Source organism: Kribbella monticola (genome assembly GCF_003261635.1).
GTDB lineage: Bacteria > Actinomycetota > Actinomycetes > Propionibacteriales > Kribbellaceae > Kribbella > Kribbella monticola.
Window position 1 is genome coordinate 187,217 of record NZ_QFXK01000031.1, and the last position, 25,170, is coordinate 212,386.

At 67.4% G+C, this 25,170-nt stretch carries 22 protein-coding genes; 8 read left to right on the top strand and 14 right to left on the bottom strand.

The genetic code is table 11. The features are described 5' to 3' along the window. The first annotated feature begins 57 nt into the window (after positions 1 to 57). From DIZ26_RS20275 to DIZ26_RS20290, 4 genes are all read left to right on the top strand, one after another. Entirely contained in the window at positions 58 to 651 is a 594-nt protein-coding gene (locus DIZ26_RS20275) for a TetR/AcrR family transcriptional regulator (RefSeq protein WP_112243777.1), read from the top strand. A 120-nt stretch (positions 652 to 771) separates the two neighbouring features. Next, on the top strand, positions 772 to 1,683 hold the full coding sequence (locus DIZ26_RS20280; protein WP_198676185.1) for a phosphotransferase family protein: 912 nt from the start codon (positions 772 to 774) through the stop codon (positions 1,681 to 1,683). 198 nt (positions 1,684 to 1,881) lie between these two features. Then, a complete protein-coding gene (locus tag DIZ26_RS20285) occupies positions 1,882 to 2,667 on the top strand; it encodes an ABC transporter ATP-binding protein (protein ID WP_112243779.1) in 786 nt (261 codons plus the stop codon). Further along, on the top strand, positions 2,664 to 5,165 hold the full coding sequence (locus DIZ26_RS20290) for an ABC transporter permease (protein WP_232828476.1): 2,502 nt from the start codon (positions 2,664 to 2,666) through the stop codon (positions 5,163 to 5,165). Before DIZ26_RS20285 ends, DIZ26_RS20290 begins: the two co-directional genes overlap by 4 nt. Positions 5,166 to 5,256: 91 nt before the next feature. Here DIZ26_RS20290 and DIZ26_RS20295 read toward each other — a convergent pair whose 3' ends face one another. The 8 genes from DIZ26_RS20295 to DIZ26_RS20330 all read right to left on the bottom strand — a co-directional run bounded on the left by DIZ26_RS20295 (position 5,257) and on the right by DIZ26_RS20330 (position 12,059). After that, positions 5,257 to 5,871, bottom strand: coding sequence for an NADPH-dependent FMN reductase (locus DIZ26_RS20295; protein WP_112243783.1), 615 nt, complete (start codon positions 5,869 to 5,871; stop codon positions 5,257 to 5,259). 131 nt (positions 5,872 to 6,002) lie between these two features. Further along, positions 6,003 to 6,662, bottom strand: coding sequence for a DedA family protein (locus DIZ26_RS20300; protein WP_112244465.1), 660 nt, complete (start codon positions 6,660 to 6,662; stop codon positions 6,003 to 6,005). An 80-nt stretch (positions 6,663 to 6,742) separates the two neighbouring features. Then, positions 6,743 to 7,552 carry a class I SAM-dependent methyltransferase gene (locus tag DIZ26_RS20305; protein WP_112243785.1) on the bottom strand — a complete coding sequence of 270 codons (810 nt, stop codon included), beginning with the start codon at positions 7,550 to 7,552 and terminating at the stop codon, positions 6,743 to 6,745. Positions 7,553 to 7,623: 71 nt separating this feature from the next. Further along, positions 7,624 to 8,544, bottom strand: coding sequence for an NAD-dependent epimerase/dehydratase family protein (locus DIZ26_RS20310; protein WP_112243787.1), 921 nt, complete (start codon positions 8,542 to 8,544; stop codon positions 7,624 to 7,626). Continuing rightward, positions 8,541 to 9,134, bottom strand: coding sequence for a dihydrofolate reductase family protein (locus DIZ26_RS20315; protein WP_112243789.1), 594 nt, complete (start codon positions 9,132 to 9,134; stop codon positions 8,541 to 8,543). The genes DIZ26_RS20310 and DIZ26_RS20315 overlap by 4 nt, the downstream gene beginning before the upstream one ends. A 9-nt stretch (positions 9,135 to 9,143) precedes the next feature. Further along, entirely contained in the window at positions 9,144 to 10,445 is a 1,302-nt protein-coding gene (locus DIZ26_RS20320) for an FAD-binding oxidoreductase (RefSeq protein ID WP_232828477.1), read from the bottom strand. Next, positions 10,442 to 11,317 (bottom strand): helix-turn-helix domain-containing protein, encoded by an 876-nt coding sequence (locus tag DIZ26_RS20325; RefSeq protein ID WP_112243792.1) that lies wholly within the window; start codon positions 11,315 to 11,317, stop codon positions 10,442 to 10,444. The genes DIZ26_RS20320 and DIZ26_RS20325 overlap by 4 nt, the downstream gene beginning before the upstream one ends. Positions 11,318 to 11,444: 127 nt before the next feature. Continuing rightward, positions 11,445 to 12,059 carry a TetR/AcrR family transcriptional regulator gene (locus tag DIZ26_RS20330; protein WP_198676186.1) on the bottom strand — a complete coding sequence of 205 codons (615 nt, stop codon included), beginning with the start codon at positions 12,057 to 12,059 and terminating at the stop codon, positions 11,445 to 11,447. An 85-nt stretch (positions 12,060 to 12,144) separates the two neighbouring features. Between DIZ26_RS20330 and DIZ26_RS20335 the strand changes: the two genes are divergently transcribed. Next, positions 12,145 to 13,515, top strand: coding sequence for a DHA2 family efflux MFS transporter permease subunit (locus DIZ26_RS20335; RefSeq protein WP_112243797.1), 1,371 nt, complete (start codon positions 12,145 to 12,147; stop codon positions 13,513 to 13,515). Positions 13,516 to 13,678: 163 nt separating this feature from the next. Next, entirely contained in the window at positions 13,679 to 14,425 is a 747-nt protein-coding gene (locus DIZ26_RS20340) for an AlkZ-related protein (RefSeq protein ID WP_112243798.1), read from the top strand. Between the two features lie 3 nt (positions 14,426 to 14,428). Here the strand turns inward: DIZ26_RS20340 and DIZ26_RS20345 are convergent, their stop codons facing one another. From DIZ26_RS20345 to DIZ26_RS20360, 4 genes are all read right to left on the bottom strand, one after another. After that, entirely contained in the window at positions 14,429 to 14,779 is a 351-nt protein-coding gene (locus DIZ26_RS20345) for a VOC family protein (RefSeq protein WP_112243800.1), read from the bottom strand. Between the two features lie 6 nt (positions 14,780 to 14,785). After that, positions 14,786 to 15,607: a MerR family transcriptional regulator gene (locus tag DIZ26_RS20350; protein WP_112243802.1), complete on the bottom strand. Its 822-nt coding sequence runs from the start codon at positions 15,605 to 15,607 to the stop codon at positions 14,786 to 14,788. 346 nt (positions 15,608 to 15,953) lie between these two features. Further along, on the bottom strand, positions 15,954 to 17,336 hold the full coding sequence (locus DIZ26_RS20355) for a ricin-type beta-trefoil lectin domain protein (protein WP_112243804.1): 1,383 nt from the start codon (positions 17,334 to 17,336) through the stop codon (positions 15,954 to 15,956). Further along, entirely contained in the window at positions 17,336 to 19,240 is a 1,905-nt protein-coding gene (locus DIZ26_RS20360; protein ID WP_112243806.1) for a ricin-type beta-trefoil lectin domain protein, read from the bottom strand. The genes DIZ26_RS20355 and DIZ26_RS20360 overlap by 1 nt, the downstream gene beginning before the upstream one ends. Positions 19,241 to 19,530: 290 nt before the next feature. Between DIZ26_RS20360 and DIZ26_RS20365 the strand changes: the two genes are divergently transcribed. After that, positions 19,531 to 20,799, top strand: coding sequence for a family 16 glycosylhydrolase (locus tag DIZ26_RS20365; protein ID WP_112243809.1), 1,269 nt, complete (start codon positions 19,531 to 19,533; stop codon positions 20,797 to 20,799). 68 nt (positions 20,800 to 20,867) lie between these two features. Here DIZ26_RS20365 and DIZ26_RS20370 read toward each other — a convergent pair whose 3' ends face one another. Then, complete coding sequence (locus tag DIZ26_RS20370) at positions 20,868 to 22,211, bottom strand: GH1 family beta-glucosidase (RefSeq protein ID WP_112243811.1); 1,344 nt, start codon at positions 22,209 to 22,211, stop codon at positions 20,868 to 20,870. A 293-nt stretch (positions 22,212 to 22,504) separates the two neighbouring features. Continuing rightward, positions 22,505 to 23,704 (bottom strand): ROK family protein, encoded by a 1,200-nt coding sequence (locus DIZ26_RS20375; RefSeq protein WP_232828478.1) that lies wholly within the window; start codon positions 23,702 to 23,704, stop codon positions 22,505 to 22,507. 391 nt (positions 23,705 to 24,095) lie between these two features. Between DIZ26_RS20375 and DIZ26_RS20380 the strand changes: the two genes are divergently transcribed. Beyond that, complete coding sequence (locus tag DIZ26_RS20380; RefSeq protein ID WP_112243815.1) at positions 24,096 to 25,112, top strand: LacI family DNA-binding transcriptional regulator; 1,017 nt, start codon at positions 24,096 to 24,098, stop codon at positions 25,110 to 25,112. The last annotated feature ends 58 nt before the right edge of the window (positions 25,113 to 25,170 follow it).

The following is a 25,170-nucleotide window of genomic DNA, read 5'->3' on the forward strand; positions in this document are numbered from 1 at the left end:
ATTACAGACACGGCCTGCCGCCTTGTCAAGAACGGACATTCGTTTTAAGTTCCGAACATGCCGAAGGTCACCGTCGAACACCGCGCCGCCCGGCACGACCAGATCGTCGCCGCGGCCCGCCGCTGCGCGATCGAGCAGGGGTTCCACAAGACGACGATGGCCGACGTCATCCGCGAGTCCGGCTTGTCGGCGGGCGCCGTCTACGGCTACTTCAAGAGCAAGGACGAGTTGGTCGCCGCCATCGCCGACCAGGCGCTCAGCACCGTCGACAAACTCTTCGAGGGCATCCTCGCGACCGACCAGCCGCTCACTCCGGTGGCCGCACTCGAAGCGACCCTCGAACACGTCGTCCAGATCGCCGAGCAACCCGGCGGCGACGTCACCAGAGTCGCCCTGCAGGCGTGGGCCGAGGCGATGCACAACGACGCGATCGCCGGCATCGCACGGGAGAAGTACACCCTGCTCCGCCGCAAGTTCGTCGCCGTCGCCGAGCGCGGCCAAGCCGACGGAACCATCGACGCCGATACCGACCCCGAATACATCGGCCAGGTGCTCTTCGCCCTGATTCCCGGCTTCCTCCTCCAACGCCTGCTGCTCGGCGATGTCTCCCCGCGCAGTTTCAGCATCGGCCTCAGCGCCCTGCTGAAGTGAATCCCTACCGGGCCAGGCAGAGCGGGAGCAGTCGCAGCGCGACGAAGTGCAAACCGAAGCCGGCCGCTCGCCACCCGGTCGTGTGGAGAGCGGAGACCCCCTGCGCAGCAAAGGACTCAGATGAGCAACAAGCGGCAACTCGACAACGCCGGGCTGGACAAGCTCCTGGTCGAAGCCGGGATCGACCCGGTCACCGGCGTCACGGCGTACGAGGAACTGAGCGAGGGGACGTTCAACACCGTCTACCGGATCGTGCGGCCGGCCGGCGACCTGATGTTGAAGCTGTCGCCCGATCCCGAGGCGCCGGTTCTTTCCTATGAACAAGGCTTGATTCGAACCGAGACCGAGTTCTATCGGGCCGCCCGCGGCAAGCTGCCCGTGCCGGAGGTCGTGCACGCCGGCGACGACTTCCTGCTGATGACCGCACTACCCGGTACGACGTGGTTCTCGCTGACCGAATCGCTCGACCGTCCCCGCCTTCGCCGCGAACTCGGCTCCCTGGTCGCCGAGCTGCACAAGATCACCCACACCGCATTCGGCTATCCGCAGAAGGGACTCGCCGACAGCTGGGACAAGGCGTTCCTGGCGATGATCGACGACATCCTCCATGACGCCGCCCATTTCGACGTCGAACTCCCCTACCCCGCCGAGCAGATCCGTGCCTTGGTTCTTGCTCGCAAGGAAAGGCTCCTCGCCGTACGGACCGCCTCGCTGATCCACTTCGATCTGTGGGACGGCAACATCCTCGTCGAGGACGGCCGGATCACGGGACTGATCGACGGCGAGCGGGCGTTCTGGGGCGACCCGACGGCCGAGTTCGTCTCGCTCACGTTGTTCAGCGCGCTGGACGACGACCTACTCGAGGGGTACGGCGCGCCCGTTGACCGAGAACTGCTCTCGCTCTACCGCGTGTACCTCTACCTGATCATGCTGATCGAGGCGGCCCCCAGAGGCTACGACGGCCCGGAGGACGAGAAGAGGTCGCGCCTCGTCCGGCGTCACCTGCTGCGAGAGCTCGATGCCCTGTCATAGACGTCCTCGCCTGCGCGAATAGGGGCGGCCTGTCACAGACGTCCTCGCCGGCGCGAAGGGATGCCCTGTCCTAGACGTCCTCCGGCTGCGCGATAGGGGTGCTAGGCCTACCCCGATCGGCTACTCAGCTCCCTGGGGAGCGCCGGCGCAGCTCCGTAGCGTCGGTCTCGTCAGTCGGGATGTACGCGAGGGGTAGCCATGAGGCGCAAGCAAGAGACCATCAGGACCGATGATTCGGTCGTTCTGCAAGACGTTCGCCGGATCTACGGCAAGGGCGGTAACACCGTCGTCGCCCTAGGCGGCGTGAGCATCAGCTTTGGCCGCGGGACGTTCACCGCGGTGATGGGCCCGTCCGGGTCCGGTAAGAGCACCTTCCTGCACTGCGCGGCCGGCCTCGACCGGCCGACGTCGGGCACCGTCGTCATCGACGACCAGCCGCTCGCCGATCTGAACGAGCGCCAGCTGACCGAACTCCGCCGGGAGCGGATCGGCTTCGTCTTCCAGTCCTTCAACCTGTTGCCGGCGTTGACCGTCTGGCAGAACGTCACGCTGCCGCAGGAACTCGACGGCCGCCGCACCAACCGCGATCAGGTCCGCGAAGTACTGGACCGGGTCGGCCTCGGCGACAAGCACAAGAACCGTCCCGGCGAACTGTCCGGTGGCCAGCAGCAACGCGTCGCGATCGCCCGGGCACTGGTCGCCCGGCCCGCGGTGATCTTCGCCGATGAGCCGACCGGTGCCCTGGACACCCAGACCGCCGCGGACGTCCTCGAACTCCTCCGCGAACCGGTCCGCACTCAGGGCCAGACCGTCGTGATGGTGACGCACGACCCGGTCGCCGCCTCGTACGCCGACCAGGTGGTCTTCCTCGCCGACGGGATGCTCGCGGGCAGCCTGGTCGCACCGACGGCCGAGCAGGTCGCGGACCGGTTGACCCACCTCGGCGCCCGGGCTGCCGCGAGGTTGCGGGCGGTCGTCCGATGATGCGCCTCGCCGTACGCACCCTCAGATTCCGCAAGAACGGCTTCATCGCGACCTTCATCGCCGTCGTCTTCGGTACCGCGATCGTGATGGCCTGCGGTGGACTGCTGGAGACCGGCATCCGGTCCAACGTGCCGCCGCAGCGCCTGGCCGCCGCCGACTTGGTTGTCACCGGCAAGCAAACTCATCTCCGGCCGGGCGCCGAAGACGCCACTCCGCTGACCGAGCAGGTCGACCTCGATGCCTCGCTACTGCCCAAGATCCGGTCGGTGGCCGGAGTCAAGGATGCGATCGGCTCGTTCACCTTCCCGGCTCCCCTCCTGGCAGCGGGTGCCGACGGACAGGGCCACAACTGGTCATCGGCCCGCCTGGCGCCGTACAAGCTGCAGTCCGGTACTGCTCCCGTCCGCGCCGACGAGGTCGTTCTGGACGCTTCGACCGCCGCTGCCGTGCACGCCAAGGTGGGCAGCAAGGTCACCTTGCTCGCCCAAGGCCGGCCGACCTCGTTCGTCGTACGGGGTATCGCGGAAGGGCCTGCTGGGCACACGTTCTTCTCCAGCGACGAGGCGTCGCGGCTGTCCGGGCGATCCGGCAGCTACGCGGCGATCGGCGTACTGGTTGCCCCAGGCACCGACCTGAAGGCGGTGAAGAAGAAGCTCGGGGACGTTGGCGAGGTGAAAGTCCTTGCTGGTGTGGATCGCGGGTCGGCGGAGCATCCGGACGCCGCGACGTTCCAGACCGCGCTGATCTCGATCGCCGGCTCGTTCGGCGGGATCGCGGCGATGACGATGATGTTCGTGGTCGCCTCCACGCTGGCGTTGTCGGCGCAGCAGCGGGAGCGCGAATTCGCTCTGCTGCGCGGCATCGGTACGACGCCCGGCCAGGTCCGGCGGATGATTCTCGGCGAGGCGATGCTGGTGTCGCTGCCGGCCGTGGTGGTCGGGGCGGTGCCGGGGTTGTGGCTCGGCCGGTTCCTGTTCGACCGGCTGGCGGCGAACGGAGTGGCTTCGGCGGCCGTCGAGTACCGCCAGGGGCTGATCCCGTTCGCAGCCGGCGCGGGCGCCGCGGTACTGGCTGCCATCGGCGCCGCCCTGATCGCCGCTCGCAAGTCCGCGAAGATCCGGCCGGTCGAGGCGTTGCTCGAAGCGGGCTTGCAGCGCAAGTGGTTCGGCTGGGTACGACTCGTGTTCGGGCTGCTGTTCACCGGCGGCGGTCTGGCACTGGTGATCGTCACGATGGCGGTGATGACCGGCCCACTCGCCGGTGCGACCGCCGGGCCGGCCGTACTCTGCTGGGCGATCGGGATCGCGTTGCTCGGCCCGTTCTGGACCAAGGCGGTGCTCGCGGTCCTCCGCTGGCCCCTGTACGCCGTGAGCCGGGTGAACGGGCGGCTCGCGATCCTCAATGTCACCGCGCGATCGGTGGCGATGTCGGCCGCGGTGATGCCGGTGATGCTGGCGGTCGGAATCTCCACGTCGAACATCTACATGCAGACCACGCAGGTGCACGCGGCCGAGAAGGCGTTCACGAAGGAACTGCGAGCGGACGCGGTCCTGGTCTCCACTGCGGGTGGACTCGATCCCGCGCTGCTCGGGGAGGTCCGAAAGTTGCCGGGGGTGGCGAGCGCATCGGCGTACGTGACCAGCCTTGGGGTCATCGACGAGCCGCGGAACGCTCCGTTCGACGAGGACGGTGCACCGCTGCGAGGAATCAGTGCCCAGGGCAACGATGGTGCCGCGCCGGTGAAGGTCACCTCGGGATCGCTGGAAGGGCTGGCCGGTTCGACGGTCGCGCTGCCCGACTACGTCGCCTCGAAGATCGGGCGTGGTGTCGGATCGACGATCAAGATGACCCTGGGCGATGGGGCGCACGTGGACCTTCGGGTCGTGGCGACCTTCGCGGCCGACCGCGGCTACGAGAGCATCGTGCTGCCGGCCGACCTGCTGGCCACGCACACGACGGATCGGCTGGCCAAGCAGCTCTTGGTCCGTGCCAAGACGGGTGCCGACATCAACGGTCCGCTGCAAGCGCTCGCGGCACGGCATCCCGGCGTACAGGTCTCCGATCGGGACGCCCTGATCGCCGGGAACAGCGCGGATCTCAAGACGCAGGCCTGGGTGAATTACCTGCTGGTCGGCATGCTGATCGCCTACACCGCCGTCTCGATCGTGAACACGTTGGCCTCGGCAACTGTCCGCCGTCGCCGCGAGCTGGGCCTGCAGCGACTCACCGGCTCCACCCGCGGCCAGGTACTCCGGATGCTCACCACCGAGAGCTTCCTGGTGGCCCTGGCCGGCATCATCCTCGGGACGCTGGTGGCGCTGGCCACGCTGATTCCCTTCAGCGCAACGGTTTCCACCTCGGCTATACCGAGTGGACCGCTGTGGATCTACCTGGTCATCATCGGGGTCGCCGCGACGCTCACGTTCAGCTCGATCCTCCTTCCGGCGGTCGCCACGCTGCGCACCCGCCCGGCCGAAGCAGCCGCTCGCGCCGACTGACCATCCCCACGCAGGCGGCTGGTGGCCTGCGGTGGAACCTCCGCCGCACGCCACCGAGGACCTGCTCCACCTCGGGTGGAGCAGGTCCTCATCATTTGACCGGGTTCGGCTCCGGAACCGGCTGCAGGGCGATCGTCGTGGCCTGAATCAACCCGGCATGCTTGCGAACCCAGGCGGAGACCGCGAGCTGGAGGTCTTCCAGGTCGCGTTCTTCCAACGCCACCGCGGGCGCCGGCACACTGGCACCTAGCTCGGCGAGGACGGGTCGCAAGTGGATGTCGGCGAGCAACTTGTGGCTTGGCGCGGCCGAGACCGTCACCGGTACGACGACCGAGCCGGCGAGCGCCTGATGCGGCAGAACATCGAGAAAGCTCTTCAGCAGCCCCGTGTAGCTGCCCTTGTAAACGGGGGTTGCGAGCACCAGCACCGACGCCGAAGACGCCAGGTCGATCGCTTCGTCCAGCGCGGCCCGGTCCGCCTCGGCGGCCGCCTCACCCTGGAAGATCGCGGGTGCGAACGTGACGAGGTCGACCAACTCGGTGATCCGGTACGGCGTACCGAGCTCGCCGGCCAGCAGTTCGGCCACGGAGGCGGCGGCTGCCGCGGTCCGGGACCCTGGTTTGGGGTTGCCGACCACGGTGACGACTGATTGTGGCCAGACCGGCGGATCGGGCACGATCCGCGGCTCGAAAGCGATCGTTGGCATCGAGGACAGCTCCCAGCAGTTCGGGGATGAGACTCCGAGCCTAGCCAAAGTCTAGCGGCTCACTTGACTTTCTCAGATACCGAACACCCGCCCGGCTTCAGCGCAGGGCGTCGCACGCTCGGGCCGAACTCTCACCTGGCGCTGGAGTCGGCCTTCGCCGCGCGCCTGGCCTTGAGCTTCACCGTGACGAACCAGCCGACGGCGAGGACTGCCGCGCCCACCACGGCCCACTGGAACACCCCGATCGACGACTCGACCAGATGCCACTTCTCCCCGAGTTGATGCCCCGCGACGATGAGCGCCGTGTTCCAGATCAGGCTGCCCAGCGCGGTCAGGGCGAGGAATACCGCCACGCGCATCCGCTCCACGCCGGCCGGCACGGAGATCAGGCTGCGGACGACCGGCACCAGCCTGCCGATGAACACCGCCTTCGGCCCGTGCCTGCCGAACCACGCCTCCGCCTTGTCGACATCCTCGACCTTCATCAACGGCAGCCTGGCGGCCAGCCCGCGGGTCCGATCCCGCCCGAGCACCGCGCCCACGCCGTACAGGGCCAGCGCCCCCATCACGGACCCGAGCGTGGTGAAGACGATCGCACTGACCAGCCCGAGGTCACCCCGCGCGGCGGCGAACCCGGCCAACGGCAGGATCACCTCACTCGGCAGCGGTGGAAACAGATTCTCCAGCGCCACCGCGAGGCCGGCGCCCGGCGCGCCCAGCTTCTCCATCAACTCGATAGCCCACCCGGCCACTCCCCCGGTCGGCTCCTGCGTCACCTGCAGCGTGGTCATCTTCTGCACAGTACCGAACGGCGGAAAATCTCAACGGGGATTGCTTGTGCGGTAGGTGATGCAGTCGAAGGCCGGCTTGATCAGCGGTCGACGGTGACGAGGTGGGCCTGGATCTTTCCGTCGACCGGGCCGTGGCCGAAGCGTTCGGCGATGGCCTCCGTACAGGCGGCGGTTGCCGCGGCGAGGGTGGGTCCGGGGCGTTCTTCGATCTCGGCGCGCAACGGCGTGCCCTGGCAGTAGGCGATCGCGACCGCCTCTGCCGACGCCGCGCGGCTGCGCGCGCTGACCGTTTCGCAGCGGGGAGGATTCTCGAAGCCCGCCGTCGCCAGGTGGTGCGAGATGGTCTCCAGGTCGGAGTAGCCGTGTGGGGTACGGGCCAGAAATTGTGGCGGATCGTCCGGGTAGAGGCCGGCGAGCGTGGTGGTGACGACGTCGGCGAACTCGTTGTGCTCGATGCGATCCCACACGCTGAACAGCCACGTTCCGCCCGGACGGAGGACGCGCCGTGCCTGCGCGAACGCACGGTCCTTGTCCGGGAAGAACATCGCTCCGAACTGACAGCAGACGACATCGAAACTCGCTGCCGCGAACGGCAGAGCAAGCGCATCTGCCTGCCGCCAGTGCACCGGCCTGGCGGTCCCGATGGCCTCGGCCTGATCGAGCATCGCTTGATTCAGATCGGTCGCCACCACCTCCACCGCCTCGGGCAGCGCGCGGACCGTGGCGCGGGTGGCAACGCCAGTACCCGCGGCGATCTCCAGCACGCTGCCCGGCTCGAGCTTCGCGACCCGGGCGGCAAGCTCCTCGGCGTACGTCGCAAAGATCAGCGGCACCAGGTAATGGTCGTAGAACTCAGGGATCGAGCCTACGAACACCGCATCGGAACCCATCGATCTTCCCCCTCCACAGCCCGGCCTCGATCGTACGACGGCAGAGCTTCGATCGACGCGAACTGCGTGACTCACCGAGAGTTGTCGGTGCGCCAGGCGAAGTAGTCGGCAACGGATGCGGCGGTGTCGAAGGCAGGCTCGAAGCCGGTCTCCTCGGTGAGGCGGGTGATGTCGAGGTACGGATCGTCGCCGGGGCCGTTCTGCCGGCCTGGCAGCAAGTTGAGCTGAGCATCGGGGACTGCCAGTTGTACCGCATCCACGAAGTCGCGGTAGGTGGACGGGCGGCCGTTGGAGACGTTGTAGATCTCGTGCCGCAGGCTCTCCGCTGTGGTCAGCAAGGCGATCGCGCGACCGGCATCGGGGGCGTAGCAGCAGTCGCCGCCGTCATCGGCGTACAGGGGTTGCGGTTTCTCGCCGCGAAGGACGGCGCTGATGTACGGCGGCCGCGGGCTGAACGCGGATTCGGGATCCATCAGCGGTCCCCAGATGCTGCCGATCCGCAGCAGCACCGGCTCGATACCGGTACCGCGGAGGCTGTGGGTGGTGATCGGCTCGACCGCCTTCTTGAAGGCGATGATCAGGTGCGGCAGATCCGCCGACGGCAGGTCGAGCTCCTCCTGCCAGGGGATCTCGCTCCGCCCGATGTACACGCCGATGCTGCTGGCAACGGCAAACCTCCGCACACCCCAACTCCGAGCGGCGTCCAGCGCGTTGAGCAGCCCGGCCAGGTCGGTCCGGAAGAAGCCGACCGGATCCTCGCCGGGAATCGTGCCGGCCAAGTGGACGATATCGCTGATCTCGTATCGCTTGCCGAGGGCAAGGAACGCGTTTCGGTCGGTCACATCGAGCGATTCCACCACGACCTTCCCGGCAAGGAAGGACGGCACCTCCGTACGCCGGTACGTCGTGACGACCACCTCCTCGCCAAGGTCCACCAGTGCGCGGGCGGTGTGCGCGCCGATCATGCCCAGTCCGCCGGTGACGAGGATCATCGGATCACCTCGTAGTGCAGATGCGTCACACCCGGTGCCGGTACGGCCTCGATGAGCCGGAGCTTCACGTGCTCCGGCAGCGATTGGAAGTACGGCCTGCCGGCGCCGAGCAGGATCGGGATCTGATGCAGGATCAGCTCGTCAACGAGCCCCGCGGCCAGCGCCGCCGTCACCACGCCACCACCCATCAGAGCGACATCCTTGCCACCGGCAAGCTCACGAGCCGCCGCCACAGCGTCCTCGATCCCGGTCGTGACGACCGTCTGCCGCTCCCGCTCGCCCGGCAACGGGTGATGGGTGAGTAGGACCAGTGGTGCGTCCGGATGCGGGGTTCCGCCGTTGATCCAGCCGGAATCGTCGTAGGTGTTGCGACCGACGAGGCTCACACCGACCCGCGCGGCCGCGACGTCGAACACTCGGGCGCTGGCTTCGCTCAGCTTGAACCCGTCGAACACCTGACTCGGCGTGTCCCCGTCGAAGTACCAGTCGAACAGCATCGATCCGTCACCGAGCCCGCGCCCCTCGCCGGGATCGCGGCCGGTGATGTAGCCGTCGACCGAGACGGACAGAGCACTCAAGACCTTGCTCATTGCTCTCCTTCAGATGGCTTGCGGGAAGTCGAAGAACCGATCCGGGTCGTAGGCATGCTTGACCGCTTGGAGCCTCGGATAGTTGGCCCCGTGGTACGCCGTGGCCCAGTCGTCCAGCGCCGGATCGGGGAAGTTGGGATACACGCGTCCGGACCCATCCCGGTGAGCGATCGACCAGGAAGTGTCGACCCACGGATCGGAGGCCGCGCCGACATGTTCGAGCAGGAAGCGTTCGTTGCGGTGGGCAAAGGCCGTGGCGTCCTCGGCGATCCGGCCGTAGGCGCCGCCCATCGCGTGGAAGTTCAGCTCCCGCGCCTGGTCGCGCGTGCCGGCGGGCCCATCGTCGAGCGCCGTCAGCAGATCCTCGACAGTCTCCGGTGTGATCGAGTGCGAGAAGTACTCCGATCTCAACCGGATCGCGGGCAGTCCCCGCGGATCGTCGAAGGCCTCCTTCAGCAGGCTGTACGGCATCCTGCGCAACTCCAGCGCAGCGGGTTCCGCGAACTCGCGCAGAAGCTCCTGAGTCGGTCCTTCCGCCAGCAGGGATGCACCGATCAGCGTCGCCTCGAGCGGTCGACCCGGCTCGGATGCGACGACCAGCTTGACCGTGAGGTCATCCGGTGCGTCCGGCGCCCACCGCTGCCACGCCGACAACAGTTCCTCAGGCGCTGTGATCGGCAGGCGCGCCACGAGGTAGGTCGCCATCGGCTCCGGGACGGTGGCGAACCGCAGTACGGTGACCACCCCGAACTGACCGCCACCCGCACCACGCAGAGCCCAGAACAGCTCCGGTTCGTGGTCTTCGTCGCAGTCCACCACACTGCCGTCGGCGAGGACGACCTGAGCACCGATGAGGTGGTCGCACGTCAGCCCGTACTTGCGGCCCAGCAGACCGATGCCGCCACCAAGCGTGAGCCCCGCGATGCCCACAGTCGGACCACACCCCGCCGGGAGGGTTCGGCCCTCCGCATGCAGGGCCGCATAGAGCTGCCCGAGCCGGACGCCGGCCCCGATCGTGGCGGTCCCGTCCGCAGCCACCGCGATGCCGTCGAGGCCCGACAGGTCGAGCACGATCCCGTCCGTCGACGAGCGGCCCGCGAAACAATGCCCGCCGCCACGTGGTACGAGGCGCTCCCCGGTGGCTCTCGCGAAGGCCAACGTGGCAACGACATCGGCGACCGAACGGCACCGTACGACGTACTTCGGGCGCCGGTCCTGGAACGCCAGGTTCACCGGTCGGCGAACCGCGTCGTACCCGGGCGATTCCGGGCCGAACAGTTCGCCGTCGGGCAAATCGATGAGCTCTGTCACGCCCCCGAAACTACGAGCTTCCGGCCCTCCGGTTCTTGAACAAATCGCGCAAGCTCAGGCACCGGCCGACTGGCCAGATAGCTCCGGTATGACGCCGAGTGGTCGTGGTCGCAGCTGCAACGATCGGCGTTGGCGCCGAGGAACTCGCGCGGGGTGAGCCCGGTCAGTCGCAGGCATTCGCGGCTGAGGTGAGCCTGATCGGCGTACCCGGCATCGATCGCCAGCCCCGCCGTGCCGTCGGCTCCGCGCCGGCCGGACGCGGCGGCACCGGCCTGGAACAACGCGAGGAATCCCTGGAATCGCAGCGTCCGCTGCAGCACTTTCGGTGTCATCCCGACCGACTGCAGGCACCGGCGACGCAGTTGGCTCGTCGACAGCGCGAGGTGGCCGGCCAGCGCGTCGATGTTCACCGGCTGCCACGGCATCAGCGCCTGAACCGCCGCATGCACCAAGCGATCGGACTCCGTACTGCGAAACGCCTGCACCAGGTGAGTCTGCAAGATCGCGAGCGCCCGCTCCGGCGTACCAGCCAGCGCCATCGCCTCCGCGAGACGGTCCGCCGTACCTCGCCAGAGATCCGCCAGTCCGATTCGCTGGTCCACGAGATCGTCGAGAACCGTCGGCAACGGCGGCGCAGTGCCCGGCTGGAACCGCACCCCGACAACCGTCGTGTGCGCCGGAATGACCTCGATCTCCGCCGCGGTCAACGGCCCGAGCAAGTGCGGGCGCCCACCGATCGGAAAATGCAACTCCACCCCACCGGTAGGCAAATGCCGCTGCACATACGCCGCCGCCCCGGTGCGCTGAATCCACACCGTCCGCACAACGCCCGCCAACGCCCCCACCGGCGCCCGCTCGACATACGACTCCACACCCCCATCCTGACACCGGACCAGACCACTAAACCACCCTCACGCCCCCACTCCGCACGACCGCCGCACCCCGCCCGCTCGACCACGGCACTGCGCAGTTGCGTCTTCGTGCGCGGTCAGGTCGCCTTCAGGGGCGGTGGGCGCGGACGATCAGGTCTGCGGCTTGGCTGGCGATGCGCTGGCGGTCCGCCTTGCGGAGGTGTTCGGTGCCCTGGAGCGTGGCGACCCGTCCCTCACTGACAGCCAGTACTGCGAGTTGGCGCGCCGCCAGCGCCGGATCGGGCACCACGAGCAGACCCTGCTCGTCGCAGGATCGCAGGTAGTCCGCGATCGCCTGATCCCTCCCCGGCCGACTGGCATCCTCGCGCCACATCCTTTGCAGCTCGGGATGATGCGGAAGCTCGGCGATCGACAACCGATGCAGAGCAGCGATCTGGGGCGACAGAACGACGTCCAGAATCCGCCCGGCCGCGGCCGTGAGATCCGCGAGCGGGTCACCGGTATCGGTGATCGTCGTGACCACCTCGGCCTCCCGCGCCGAACGCGCCTCGTCGAGGACCGCGAGGAACAGGTGCTCCTTGTCGCCGAAATGCCCGTACACGGTCTGCTTCCCGACCCCGGCCGCGGCGGCGATCGTATCCACACTCGCCCGCGCATAGCCCTGCTCGAGGAATGTCGCTGTCGCCGCGGCCAGGATCGCCTGCCGCTTGGCGGTCGACCGACCGCGGACCGGAGTACTCACACCCCGCATCTTAGTTGACTAGACCGTCCAGTCTTGTTTACCGTCAAATCAGACTAGACGGTCTAGTCTAATTTGAGGAGCTGGTATGACCACGTCAATCACCGCAACACCGCCACGCCTCGAGCCGAGATTGATCCGGCTCGCGCTCGTCGTCGCCCTCGGATCGATCACCTCCATGCTGGACACGACAATCGTCAGCGTCGCGATCGACCGCCTCGGCGACGAGTTCGCCTCACCCCTCGCGACGATCCAATGGGTGACCACCGGGTACCTTCTCGCCCTCACCGCAGTACTCCCGCTCACCAGCTGGGCGGTCCCCCGGTACGGCGCCCGCCGGCTCTGGTTCGTGGCGCTGACCGCCTTCCTGGCCGGCTCTTTGCTGTGCTCGATCGCCTGGTCCGCCGGAGCGCTGATCACCTTCCGGATCCTGCAAGGACTCGGTGGCGGCCTGTTGCTCCCGCTCGTCCGGATCATCCTGGCGGAGCAAGCAGGTCCGGAACGGATGGGCCGCTTGATGAGCTTCGTGATCCTGCCGACCCAGCTCGCGCCGGTGGTCGGGCCGGTGCTCGGAGGTCTGGTGATCAGCACCCTCGACTGGCGCTGGGCCTTTCTGATCAACGTCCCCATAACCCTTGCCGCCTTGGCGTTCTCCGCCCGGCTCGTCGAAGGCGGCCCATCCGGTGAGCGGATCCCGCTCGACCTGCGCGGCCTGCTGCTGCTGTCACCCGGCCTCGGCGTACTGATCTACGGCCTGAGCGAATTCGGCACCAGCGGCAGTCTGACCGAGCCGGCGACCTTGATCGGTCTGGTCGCCGGCGTGGTTCTCCTCGCGGGCTATGCAATTCACGCTCTGCGGGCCCGGTTTCCGCTGCTCGACTTGAGGTTGTTTCGCGATCGCTCGTTCAGCGCGTGCGGCGCTCTGGTGTTCGTCTTCGGAGGTTCGCTCTTCGGCGCGATGCTGCTACTTCCGCTGTACTACCAGCAACTCCGCGGATCGACCGCCCTCGAAGCAGGCCTCCTGCTGGCCCCGCAAGGAGTTGGCGCGATGATGGGCACCCTGTTCGTCGGCCGACTACTCGACCGCACCGGAGCGACCCGCGCGATCATGCTGGCGGGGCTCGCGGTCACCACGCTCGGCTCCCTTCCCTTCGCCTTGGCAGACGCCCGTACGCCGGTACCGCTGCTCGCGATCGCGCTGGGAATCCGCGGTCTCGGACTATCGATGTCGCTGCTGCCCTCCATCACCGCGACGTACGCGACACTGCCCCGATCGCAGTACGCCGCCGCGACCACCGGCACCCGGATCCTCCAACAAGTCGGCGGTTCACTCGGCACCGCAGTACTGGCCGTGCTCCTGCAACAAGGCGCATCCTTCAACACCGCCTTCTGGCTCACAATCGCCCTCACCGCAGTCGCGGCAGCAGCCGCCCTGGCACTTCCTTCACGTGCACGCTGACTCGGTCGCCTTTGGCACGGAGGACGGCGGACCTGGAGGGAGAACACTCCGACCGCACTTTGCGCCGCCTACGACGGACCTTGCGCGGGTCTATATTCCTTGGGTGGTAACGATGTTCGAGGTGCTTGCACCTGAAGCCCACCTGGAACAGGACGATCAGTAAATGCCTGCTGTAGAAGACCTCGCCCGACGCTGGTGGATCCGTGGTCGCCGGATCGGCTCGGTCGAGCGGGCCGGCAAGTTCATCGACGACGTCGGCTTCGCGCTGCTCTTCCCAGCGCCGAAACCGATCGCCCCGTCACTGTGGGAGGCGGTCGCCGACGAGGACGACGAGCCGTTCGGCAGCGGCATGGGCGAGAACGAGCAACGCGTCTGGACCTGGAAGGACGAGCTCCCCCGCCGCGGCCTCGCCTGGTACGGCGCGTATCTCGGCGGCCGCGGTTCCTTCCTGTCCCCCGCCCTGCTCGCCGCGCTCTATCCCGGCGACGGTGACCTGGACGACCACGAACGCCTTGACCTCTCACCAGCGGCCCATGAAATCGCCGCGGCCCTCGCGGTCGAGCCGCTGTCCAGCGCCACCCTGCGGCAACTTCTCGGCGACAAGAACCGCTACCAACGAGCAATCGGCGAACTCCAGAAGAATCTGCTGGTCACCACAGCCGGCGTACAGGAAAGCTCGAACGGCTGGCCCGCGGCGCTGCTGACCCTCACCTGTGAACAGTTCGAGGTCGGCAACGGCACCGATCACAGCGCAGCAGCCCTGCAATACCTCGACACCATGCTGACCGCCACTCCCGCCGAACTGGCCCGCGCCTTCCGCTGGCCGTCCGCCCAAGCGCGGGACCTCCTCGACGAACTGGCCGATACCGGTCGCGCCGTTGCCGACGGCAACCAGTACCGGCCGTCGTAACCGTCAGCGCACCTCGGCGAGGTCGAAGACGTTGCCTTCTGGGTCGGCCAGCGTGACCCAGTGGGCGCCGTACTCGTCGTACTCGCCGACCCGCTTGGCGCCGAGGCCTACGATGCGGTCGACCTGCGCGGCCCAGTCCGTGCTGGCGAAGTCGATGTGCAGCCGGTTCTTCCCGGCCCGCTCTTCCGGCACCTGGATGAACATCAGCGCCGGTCCGTCGGCCTCCTTGTTCACGGTCGCGAAGAACTCGTTCGCCTCGGCGTCGACGGTGGACTCGAGGACCTGGGCCCAGAAGCCGGCCAGCGCGGCCGCGTCGGCACAGTCGAAGGTGACGTGTTCGAGGGTGATGGGCATGGTGGATCAGCCTTTCAGGGTTGGAAGCTGCTGGATCGGCCAGCAGACCTCGGTACGGAAGTCGGCCGGGTCGTTCGTCTCGCCCGGACTGACCAGATAGAGCTCGCGAATCGGCCCGTCGGCGACCTCGCAGTACTCCGCGACGTGGCTGCCCAGGGCGCCATACGTCCGGTCGAAGTCGGTGAACGGCCCGTCATGACGCGCGATCGCGAAGTACCCGGCGGGCAGGTCGATCAGCTCGACGCCGTCGGCCGGCTCCTGATCGGGCGCGACCGGGAGGAACGCAACCACCTCACCGGCATCCTCGGTGAAGAATTCATTGCTGTACGTCGCTCCGCTGGTGGCCGCGATCCTCTGACTCGCCGCCAGTTCGCCGAGCCGGCCGAACGTGGCCCCGAACCACGGTTCCATCGTGGCCCGCTCGACGTGACCCCGTACGCCGTACGCACGGAACGCGGGCATGAACCGGTACTCGACGGACAGCTCGGTCACCGGCAGGGTCAGCATCGACCGGAGTGAGGCGACGACCTCGCGGGTCTGGACCAGCTCGCGCTCCATCTGGTCCAGGTGGTGACGCAAGGTCTGGTCCCGGGCGGCGACATCGGGCGCCTCGACGACTTCGCGCACCTGGGCGAGCGGCATCTGCAGGTCGCGCAGCCGCCGGATCAGCTGCGCGACATCGACCTGCGCCGTGTCGTAGCGCCGGTACCCCGACGACGGGTCGACCCGAGCCGGCGCAAGCAGCCCGATCTCGTGGTAGTGATGCAAGGTCTTGACGCTGAGATGCGTGAGCCGAGAGAACTCACCAATGGTCACCAACGCGGTCATGCCCAAAGCTTCCACCCTCCGGCCACCGGAGGGTCAACACCGCCCCACCCAAACCCCCCGGCACACGCAGAACGACCACGCCCCCGAACCGCAGCAGCGAGTCGTCCCAGCCGGCATGCCCGGCGAACAACCAGACCATCAACCGGGATACTCCGCGAACAACCAAACCACCAGCCGGGATGCTCGGCGGACTACTGAACCACCACCCACCGGTCGCCGAGTTGACCCGGCAGCTCCCGCCCTCCGCTTTCCCCCTGCGCCCGCACCCGCCTTCGCTTTCCCTCCCCTGCGCCCGCACCCGCCTTCCTTTCGGTTGGCGGGTGCGGGGTTGTGTGAAGGAGTTAGTTCATGGCCTGAACTGAGCGATGACCTTGGTGAAGTCCCAGTTCTGTTGCGGGATCTGGCTGCAGGTGTCGTCGCCACCACCACTCGAACCGCACGGGCGGTCGCGGTTCACCGACCAGAAGGTGAACCTGGCCAGGTGGTTGCTGTTGGCGTAGGTCAGCATCTGCTGGAAGTCCGACAGGTTGACCCGCTCACCAGCCACGTCGGTGAGCCCGTTCATCGACGAGATCCCGATGTGCCGGTATGCCTGGTCGTCGGTGTACCCGTACGCGCTCTTGACCTGGTTCTTCAACCCGTTCGCCGCCTGGATCGTCAGCGACCCCATGTTCGTGGACCCGCCACCGAAGTCGAACGGCATGATCACCCACCCGTCCAGCGCCAGCCCGGAAGCCGCGCCGCGCCGGATCAGATCCTGACCAGTCCCGTCCGGACCACTCGTCGTGGTACCGAAAGTGACGTAGGTGGTGATCCCCGCGTTGTTGTTCTCGACGATCTTCAGCGCATCGATCACACGCTGCCGAACGGTCGCGTTGCTGAACTCGGTGTCCTCGATGTCGATGTCGATCGCCTTCAACGACAGCGCATTGATCACCTTCTGGTACGCCGCTGCCAGCTCACCGGCGCTGTTGCAGTGCTCGCCGAGCTTGGCGCCGGACCAGCCGCCGAAGGAGACGACCGCGTCACCGCCGTTCGCCCGGATCGTGTTGAGCGCCGCTTGGTCGACGCCGCCGGTCAGTGCCCGGTTGCCGTCCCACATCGGGTTGCAGTACCCGTTGGAGAGGATGAACGCCATCGTGAACCACTTGACGCCGGTCGCGTTCATCACCGTGGCCGGGCTGGGCGGGCTGCCCCATCCTTGGTACAGGTAAGGAGCCGCTCCCATTCCCGCACCACCGGTCGGCGGCGGCCCGTCCGGCAGGGCCGGCGCGTTCCATTTCTGGTTGGCGGTCCCACCACAGGTCCACAGCTGTACCGGTGTGGCGTTGGCCGAGTTGTTGCCGGTGACATCGAGGCACTTGTTCGCCTGCGGGTTCACCAGATCCTTTGCAGCGGTGTAGTTCCACTGCTGTGCGCCGCTGCCGTTGCAGGTCCACAGCTGAACCTTTGCGCCGTTGGCAACCGACCCGGCACTCACGTCCAGGCACTTGCCGAGCGCCTTGATCGTGCCGTCACTACTCCGGGTCCAGTTCTGTGCACCGGTACCGTTGCAGTCGTAGATCTGCACGGTCGTACCGTCGGCAGAGTTCGCACCGGCGACATCAAGACACTTCCCAGCCAGCCCGGTGATGGTGCCAGTCGTCTCGGCGGCTTGGGCGGGTGCCGAAGAGATCAGCATTCCCGCGCCGACGGCCAGGACCGCTGCCGCGGCCAATAGCCGGCGCATCAGGCGTTCCACTTCTGGTTCGCGGCGCCGGTGCAGGTCCAGATCTGCAGCCGGGTGCCGTTCGCGGAGTTGTTGCCGGTGACATCGAGACACTTGTTCGCTTGTGGATTCACTAGATCTTTCCCACTCGTATAGGTCCATTGTTGGGCACCGCTGCCGTTACAGGTGTAGAGCTGCGTCACCGCGCCGTCAGCGGTCGAGCCCGCTGCGACGTCGAGACACTTGCCGAGGGCACGGATCGTGCCGTCGCCCGGCCGGCTCCACTGCTGTGCGGCAGTACCGTTGCAGTCGTAGAGCTGAACCGCAGTACCGTCGGCCGAGTTGGCGCCGGCCACGTCGATGCATTTGCCTGCCAGGCCGGTGATCTGACCCGTCGTGCCACCGCCGCCACCGCTTTGAGTCCCGGACCAGGTGAAGGTCGCCGAGGTCTTGGTGGGCAAGGTGTAGACGAAGGACTGGCTGCCCCAGTTCACCCGGACCGACTGGCTGCCGCCGGTGGTGTTGAAGGCGATCAGCGACTTGGAGCCGTCGGGGTTCTTCCAGGCGACGTTCTTGACCGAGGCGTTGGCGGTCGAATCAATCCGCAGCGCACCCGGCTTCACGAACTTGGTCAGGTGGCCCATCGTGTAGTACTCGACAGTCTTGGTGACCTGGCCGCGCTGGCCGTCGTTGCGGTGCACGGTGACGAGCCCGGTGCACACGTTGCAGCCGGAGCCGACGTACGGCAGGTGCGCCTCGTCGAGCGCGATACCCCACTTCACCCACGACTTGTCGTAGTTGCGGGTGTAGTCGATCAGGTTGTTCATGTCCTCGACCTGCTGGTTCGGGATCCAGGTGCCGCCCGAGTGCTCGGTCATGTAGGCATTGACGCCCGGGTACTGGTTGTGGACCTGGGTCTGCAGGTTCACGTCACCGCCGTACCCGTGCCAGGCGATGCCGCCGAAGTTCGGGTCGGCGCGCAGTCCGGCGTCGGCGATCGGGACCGAACCGAGGTCGTTGTAGTTGCCCCAGTTGTAGTCGAGGATCAGCACCTTGGTGCTCAGTCCGGCGGCGTGCAGGGCCGGGAACAGGTGGTTCTTGGTGAAGTTCAGCAGACCGGCGCCGTTCCAGTTCATCGATGCGTAGCCGGTGCTGTCGCTGCCGCAGCACGTCGGCTCGTTCTGCACCGAGACGTAGTCGATGTGGTTGCCCTGGGCCTCGTTCTGCTGCAGGTACTTCACGAAGTACTGCGCGTACATCGGGTAGTACTCCGCCTTCAGCCAGCCGCGGTGGACGAAGTCGTTGTTGTCCTTCATCCAGGCCGGCGCGCTCCACGGCGAACCCATCACCTTGACCGCGGGGTTGAGCTGCCTGGCCTGCTTGGTCAGCGGGACCACATCGGCCAGGTCGTGGTTGATGGTGAAGTCGTTCAGATCGCAGCAGGTGTCGTCGTAGGAGTAGTTGAACCGGGCGAGGTCCGAGGCACCCATCGGGTTGCGGATGAAGGCCAGGCCGATCCCGTTCACCGGGTCGAACAGGTCCTTCATCACCTGGTCGCGGGTCGCGGCCGAGATCGTGTTGCTGCTGTTCAGCAGCCAGGCCGAACTGTCGGCGAACGACGCGCCGCCACCCTCGAACGACTGGTACGTCGTGTTCTCGTTGACCGTGATCGTCTGGTTGGCGGTGCCGCCGGCCGGGCCGAAGTTCACCGGCGTCTGCTGCTGCAGACCGCGGGTGACGTTCTGGCCGGCCGAGTCGTTCGTGGTGGTGAGCCAGATGTTCACCTGCTCGCCGGCCGCGTGCGCGGGCTGCGGGTTGGTGATGCTCAGACCGGTGGCGGCCAAGCACAGGGCCGCGAGCCCGGCAAGGGCAGGAAGTACGCGTTTGCGGCGACGGCCGCGTCTTTGGATCCCGTGGGGGCGCATGGCGGAATCTCCCTTTTGGTCAAGGGCTTTCACAGGGCGGATGGGACCCCCGGGTACCGGCGTCTGCCCGCGCCGCAACAGGTGGTCAGCACGAGGTAACCATCGGTACATGCCGGTGTCAACGGCGTGATACCACTTTTTTCACGACTTATATTTATATGTGGTCTTGACGTGGGAGCGTTCTCACAGCAGGCTGCCTCCCAGCGATTCCTGTCTCGCAACAGTCCGCCCCCCCGCCCCCAACGGCTGGACCAGGAGCATGATCCGGCCGCGCGAGAAATGAGGCACGCATGAGATTTCAGCGTCCCCGGTTCCGTTCCACCCTGATGGTCGCCGCCGGTGCGGCCCTGCTCGGTGCCGCCTTCCTGCAAGCCCCAGCCACCGCCGGTACCACGGCGGCCGGGGCAGCGGCGGCGCCGATGTCAGCAGCCGCCGTCGGCCCGACAATCTGGGAGGACACCTTCGACGGTCCGGCCGGCCAGGCACCGAACGCCAGCAAGTGGCGGTACGACATCGGTGGCTCCGGCTGGGGCAACAACGAGCGCGAGTACTACACCAACAGCACGAGCAACTCCGCTCTCGACGGCAGCGGGAACCTGGTGATCACCGCCCGCCGCGAGTCCGGTGGCCACAGTTGCTGGTACGGCACCTGCGAGTACACCTCGGCCAGGCTGCTCACCGCGGCCACCTTCACCCAGCAGTACGGCCGCTTCGAGGCGCGGATGAAGCTGCCACGCGGACAAGGTCTGTGGCCCGCCTTCTGGATGCTCGGCGACGGTGGTGCCGGCTGGCCGGACCAAGGCGAGATCGACATCATGGAGAACATCGGCAAGGAGCCGAGTACCGTGCACGGCACCATCCACGGTCCCGGCTACTCCGGCGCCGGCGGCATCGGTGCGCCGTACAGCCTGCCGAACGGCCAGAAGTTCGCCGACGGCTTCCACACCTTCACCGTCGACTGGTCGCCGAACTCGATCATCTGGTACGTCGACGGCATCCAGTATCAGCAGCGCACGCCGGCCGACCTGGGCGGCAAGACCTGGGTCTACAACCACCCGTTCTTCATGATCATGAACGTTGCTGTCGGCGGCGGCTGGCCCGGCGACCCGGATGGCAGCACGGTGATGCCGCAGACCATGACCGTCGACTACGTTCGCGTCTCGAGCCTGAGCGGTGGTGGTGGCGGTGGCGGCCAGATCTCGGCGCTCGGCAAGTGCATGGACGTGGCCGGCGCGAACTCGGCCGACGGTACTGCGGTCCAGCTCTACGACTGCAACGGCACCGCCGCGCAGCAGTGGACCCGGCCGGGTGACGGCACGATCCGCGCCCTCGGCAAGTGCCTGGACGTCGCCGGTGGCGGAACCGCCGACGGCACCAAACTCCAGATAGCCACTTGCAGCGGCAACCCCGCCCAGCAATTCACCTACTCAGCCGCCCACGACCTGGTCAATCCCCAGGCGAACAAGTGCGTGGACATCCCGTCCGCCAACGCAACGAACGGCAACCGTCTACAAATCTGGACCTGTAACGGCACCGCAGCCCAGAAGTGGACCATCTGACCGCACACCCCAACCGCCTCGCTTTTCCTTTCCACAGAAGGGAAAGCGAGGCGGTTGTCTGTGGGCTTTCAGCTGGTTCGGTGCGACTTGATGAGGTTGGCGTAGGTCTTGCCGCTGGTCTTCATCACTCGGGTGCCGCTCGGGTAGTCGACGTACGACAAGCCGAAGCGTGGCGCGTAGCCGTAGGCCCATTCGAAGTTGTCCATCAGCGACCAGGCGAAGTACCCCGCCAGTGGAGCGCCCTGCTGGACGGCCCTGACGCAAGCCGCCAGATGTCCTTCCAGGTAGGCAGTTCGCTGCGGGTCGTCGACCGCGAACGACTCGTCAGGCTGATCGACCCAGGCCGAACCGTTCTCGGTGATGTAGATCTTCTCCGCGCCGTACTCCTTGGCCAGCCGCAGGATCAGCTCCTCCAGACCGGCCGGGTGCACCTCCCAGTCGAGCATCGTGTGCTCGGCGTTCGGCCCCGGCACCTGGCTGAATCCCAGCAGTGGAACGGATTCGTCCGCCTTCACGATCTGGCGGAAGTAATAGTTCAGCCCGACGAAATCGGTCGGTGCCGCGATGATCTCGGCATCTCCCGGCTGCTCGGGCAACTCCACGCCGTACGCCTGGACCATGTCGGCCGGGAATCCCCGACCGAACACCGGGTCGAGCCACCACCGGTTGATGTGCCCGTCGGCGATCTGCGCCGCGCGGATGTCGGCGGCGCTGTCGCTGGCCGGCTCGATCCCGCTGAGGTTGACGACCAGCCCGATGGAGGCCGGTTCCGGCGTCGACTCGCGCAGCGCCGCGACCCCGAGCCCGTGCGCCAGCAGCAGGTTGTACGACGCTCGTACGGCGATCGCCGGATCGGTGATACCCGGCGCCATCCGGCCTTCCCAGTGCCCGATCCAGGCCGAGCACAACGGTTCGTTCAAGGTCGCCCAGTCGCGCACCCGGTCGCCCAGCTTGGCGCCCACGACAGCCGCGTACTCCGCGAACCGGTACGCCGTGTCGCGGTTCTCCCAGCCGCCCAGATCCTGCAGCGCCTGCGGCAGATCCCAGTGATACAAGGTGACGAACGGTTTGATGCCCTCGGCAAGCAATTCGTCGACGAGCCGGTCGTAGTAGTCCAGGCCGGGCGCGTTCACCGCGCCGGAACCGGTCGGGATCACCCGCGGCCAGGCGATCGAGAACCGGTAGGCGTCAACGCCGAGCTGCTTCAGCAGGTCGATGTCGTCCCGCCAGCGATGGTAGGAGTCGCACGCGACGTCCCCGGTGTCGCCGTTGTCGATCGCACCGGGAACCCGGCAGAACGTGTCCCAGATCGACGGCAGCCGGCCGTCCGCGTCGATCGCACCTTCGATCTGGTACGCCGAGGTGGCAGTACCCCAGACGAAGTCCTGCCGGAGCGGTGAGAGCTCGACCATCGGTGACCCCCAAGGGGTGAGTAGGCGGGTTTTTTCAAAGCATAGTTGAAGTTCTGAACCCGCAGTACCGACATCCCACCCGAAACAAGTTCCGGAACCACACCCACCAAACCAGCAACCGAAGCACATGTGCGGGCACGAGCAGGCAGCGAGCGAGCCGTGGCGCCAAGCGCGACGCCGTGGGCGCGGCGCACGCTGCGTGCCGCGCGAGCGCGGCGGTCGGGCACGTCGGGTGCGGCGCACGTGGGGTCGGGCGGTCGTGGAAGTGGGCGGGTGCTTTGTGAGCGGCGGGGCTAGTGCGTGCGGGCGGCGAGGGTTCGGGTTGGGGGGACGCCGCCTTCGCGGAGGAGGTGGAGGATGGGGAGGGTGGCGGCTCCCAGGGCGACCGCGTCGCGGCCCAGGGAGCAGAGTTCGATGGAGACCTGGGCGTACGGCTGGCGGAGCGCGTGTTTGCCGACCGCCTCGCGCAACTGCGGCAGGTAACGCTCACCCAGCAACAAGCCGGCCCAGCCGCCGAGCACGATCCGCTCGGGGTTGAAGAGGTTCACCAGGTTCGCGAAGCCCGCGCCCAGATAGCCGATGGTGTCCTCGACGACCTTCGCCGCCACCTTCGACGTATCGGCCGAGTCGAGCAGCGCAGTGAAGGCTGCCTCTTCGTCCGCACCCGGTGCCGCGGTTCCACCGTTCTCCGCCTGGAAACGCTCGAGCACTCCCTCGGCGCCGACGTACGCCTCCAGGCAGCCCTGCGCTCCACATCGGCACGGGCGCCCGCCGTACATGATCGTCGTGTGGCCCCACTCGCCCGCGCTGCTGCGAGTGCCCCGGTAACTCGACCCGCCCGTGACGAGCGCTGCCCCGATGCCGGATCCGACCAGTGCCACAACAGCATCCGTCGCACCCCGCCCGGCCCCGAACCACATCTCGGCCTGCCCCAATGTGTTGGCCCCGTTGTCCACCTGGATCGGGATATCCGTCTTGGCAGCAAGCAATGCACCGAACGGAACCGCATCCCAGCCAAGCGTCTGAGCATGTACTACGGCGTCGCCCGGCCCCTCGACGATCCCGGCCACGGCCACACCGAGACCGAGCACCCGATCCGGGGCAACCTTCGCGTCACGAAGCACCTCTGCGAGTCCGGCCAGCACCAGTTTCACGGCAAGAGCAGGCTCCGGCTTCGGCGTCTCGATCGGATAGACCATCGTCGACAGCACGTTCATCGCGAGATCGAACAACTCGACCCGGACTCGCGTCTCGCCGACCTCGGCGCCGACCACGTACCTGAATCGCGGAGCGACCCGAAGCAGCACCCGCGGCCGGCCACCGTCGGACTCGACCGAACCGGCCTCCTCGACGACACCCTCTTCCAGCAGTTCGCCGACCAGGTTGCTCACGCTCGCCGCACTCAACGACGTCCGGTGCCCGAGTTCGAAGCGGCTCAGCGGCCCTTCGCGGTAGATGCTGGTCAGGATGACCGAGCGGTTGGACCGCCGCATGTCGCGCACAGTGGTCCGGCGTCCGTCCATGGTTTGTCGACCCCGCCCCTTGTCAGTTCTCCCGATACAGCCACCGACGCGAAGGCCGGCCGGCACCAGGCCCGAATCTCAGCCCCGCAGACAACCGCCCGGCCGGGCAGCACTGCGGATCGTCAGTTGGATCCCGCGCGCACCAGCCCATCATGCCGCAGAACCGGGCCCGAGGTATGTCAGTTCATCCACAGGCCACACTTCTTACAAATCGTGAACTTAGCCTTGATTCGTTATCGCGTCGTGATTGACGTGAGCTGACTCACTCGGCTTCACTCTACGGAACCGCTTCCGAAACCGGTTCCGAATCCGCCCGACATGGTTCGGAAACAAACCCCCAACCGCCCGAGGGGAGTTGACAGTGTCGATCACCATCGCCGATGTGGCCGCCCGCGCCGGGGTCAGCAAGACCACCGTTTCGCGCGTCCTGAACGGCAAGGGCGAGCTCGACCTGCGCACCGCGGAGCGGGTCCGCCAAGTGATCGCCGAGCTCGGCTACGTGCCCAGCGCCAGGGCAGTCGGCCTGGCCCGCGGCCGGACCCGGATCGTCGGCATGCTGGTCCCTTCGCTCACCTGGCCCTGGATGGGCGAGGTGCTGCAGGGCGCTGTCGACGTGGTCGAGTCCGCGGGCTACGGCCTGCTGCTGTTCACCTGCAACCGGGGTGAGGAATCCATGCAGCAGTTCGCCTCCCAGGTCTCGGCCCAGTCCTTCGACGGCCTGCTGGTGATCGAGCCGGAAGGCACGCTCGCCTATATCGAACAACTGCATTCCCGCGGCTTGCCTGTCGTCCTGATCGACGACCGGGCCAAGCAGCCCCTCTTCCCGTCCGTCGCCACCACCAACCGCGCCGGAGGTGAGGCCGCCGCCCAGCACCTGCTGGAACTCGGTCGCCGCCGGCCGCTGGTGATCACCGGCGTGGATTGGTTCGGCTGTACCCAGGAACGCCTGGACGGTTTCCGCGACACCTACGCGGCGGCCGGGATCGAGCTCGACCCGCAGCTCGTCTACGAAGGCGACTTCACCCACGACTGCGGCCGCAAAGGCGTCCAGCAGGCGCTCGACGCAGGCCTGAAGTTCGACGCGATCTTCGCGCACAACGACCTGTCCGCCGGCGGCGCCATCCAGGCCGTCCGGGAGACCGGGCGGAACGTGCCGAACGACGTGTCGGTGGTCGGTTTCGACGACATCCCCTATGCCCAGCACACCGAGCCACCGCTGACCACGGTGCATCAGCCGATGCGCCTGATGGGCCAGGCGGCAGCCCAGATGCTGATGGGCTACTTCGACGGCAAACCGATGCCCGACGAGCCCAAAGTACTGCCCACGACGCTGATCGTCCGCAGTTCCACCGCCCCCGTGACCGCCCGCCGGACGTAGTCCGCACAGCTCCGGCGGCGGGGCGGCTGCCCCCGCCCCGCCGCCGGTGAAGAACACA

Excerpts from the sequence above, each read along its gene's own strand:
- DIZ26_RS20360 (WP_112243806.1), bottom strand. The coding sequence starts at position 19,240 with ATGCGCCCCCACGGGATCCAAAGACGCGGCCGTCGCCGCAAACGCGTA.
- DIZ26_RS20335 (WP_112243797.1), top strand. The coding sequence starts at position 12,145 with ATGACCACGTCAATCACCGCAACACCGCCACGCCTCGAGCCGAGATTG.
- DIZ26_RS20305 (WP_112243785.1), bottom strand. The coding sequence starts at position 7,552 with ATGGGTTCCGATGCGGTGTTCGTAGGCTCGATCCCTGAGTTCTACGAC.
- DIZ26_RS20315 (WP_112243789.1), bottom strand. The coding sequence starts at position 9,134 with ATGAGCAAGGTCTTGAGTGCTCTGTCCGTCTCGGTCGACGGCTACATC.
- DIZ26_RS20280 (WP_198676185.1), top strand. The coding sequence starts at position 772 with ATGAGCAACAAGCGGCAACTCGACAACGCCGGGCTGGACAAGCTCCTG.
- DIZ26_RS20285 (WP_112243779.1), top strand. The coding sequence starts at position 1,882 with ATGAGGCGCAAGCAAGAGACCATCAGGACCGATGATTCGGTCGTTCTG.
- DIZ26_RS20340 (WP_112243798.1), top strand. The coding sequence starts at position 13,679 with ATGCCTGCTGTAGAAGACCTCGCCCGACGCTGGTGGATCCGTGGTCGC.
- DIZ26_RS20350 (WP_112243802.1), bottom strand. The coding sequence starts at position 15,607 with ATGACCGCGTTGGTGACCATTGGTGAGTTCTCTCGGCTCACGCATCTC.
- DIZ26_RS20275 (WP_112243777.1), top strand. The coding sequence starts at position 58 with ATGCCGAAGGTCACCGTCGAACACCGCGCCGCCCGGCACGACCAGATC.
- DIZ26_RS20355 (WP_112243804.1), bottom strand. The coding sequence starts at position 17,336 with ATGCGCCGGCTATTGGCCGCGGCAGCGGTCCTGGCCGTCGGCGCGGGA.
- DIZ26_RS20365 (WP_112243809.1), top strand. The coding sequence starts at position 19,531 with ATGAGATTTCAGCGTCCCCGGTTCCGTTCCACCCTGATGGTCGCCGCC.
- DIZ26_RS20295 (WP_112243783.1), bottom strand. The coding sequence starts at position 5,871 with ATGCCAACGATCGCTTTCGAGCCGCGGATCGTGCCCGATCCGCCGGTC.
- DIZ26_RS20300 (WP_112244465.1), bottom strand. The coding sequence starts at position 6,662 with ATGACCACGCTGCAGGTGACGCAGGAGCCGACCGGGGGAGTGGCCGGG.
- DIZ26_RS20310 (WP_112243787.1), bottom strand. The coding sequence starts at position 8,544 with ATGATCCTCGTCACCGGCGGACTGGGCATGATCGGCGCGCACACCGCC.
- DIZ26_RS20345 (WP_112243800.1), bottom strand. The coding sequence starts at position 14,779 with ATGCCCATCACCCTCGAACACGTCACCTTCGACTGTGCCGACGCGGCC.
- DIZ26_RS20370 (WP_112243811.1), bottom strand. The coding sequence starts at position 22,211 with ATGGTCGAGCTCTCACCGCTCCGGCAGGACTTCGTCTGGGGTACTGCC.
- DIZ26_RS20290 (WP_232828476.1), top strand. The coding sequence starts at position 2,664 with ATGATGCGCCTCGCCGTACGCACCCTCAGATTCCGCAAGAACGGCTTC.
- DIZ26_RS20375 (WP_232828478.1), bottom strand. The coding sequence starts at position 23,704 with ATGCGGCGGTCCAACCGCTCGGTCATCCTGACCAGCATCTACCGCGAA.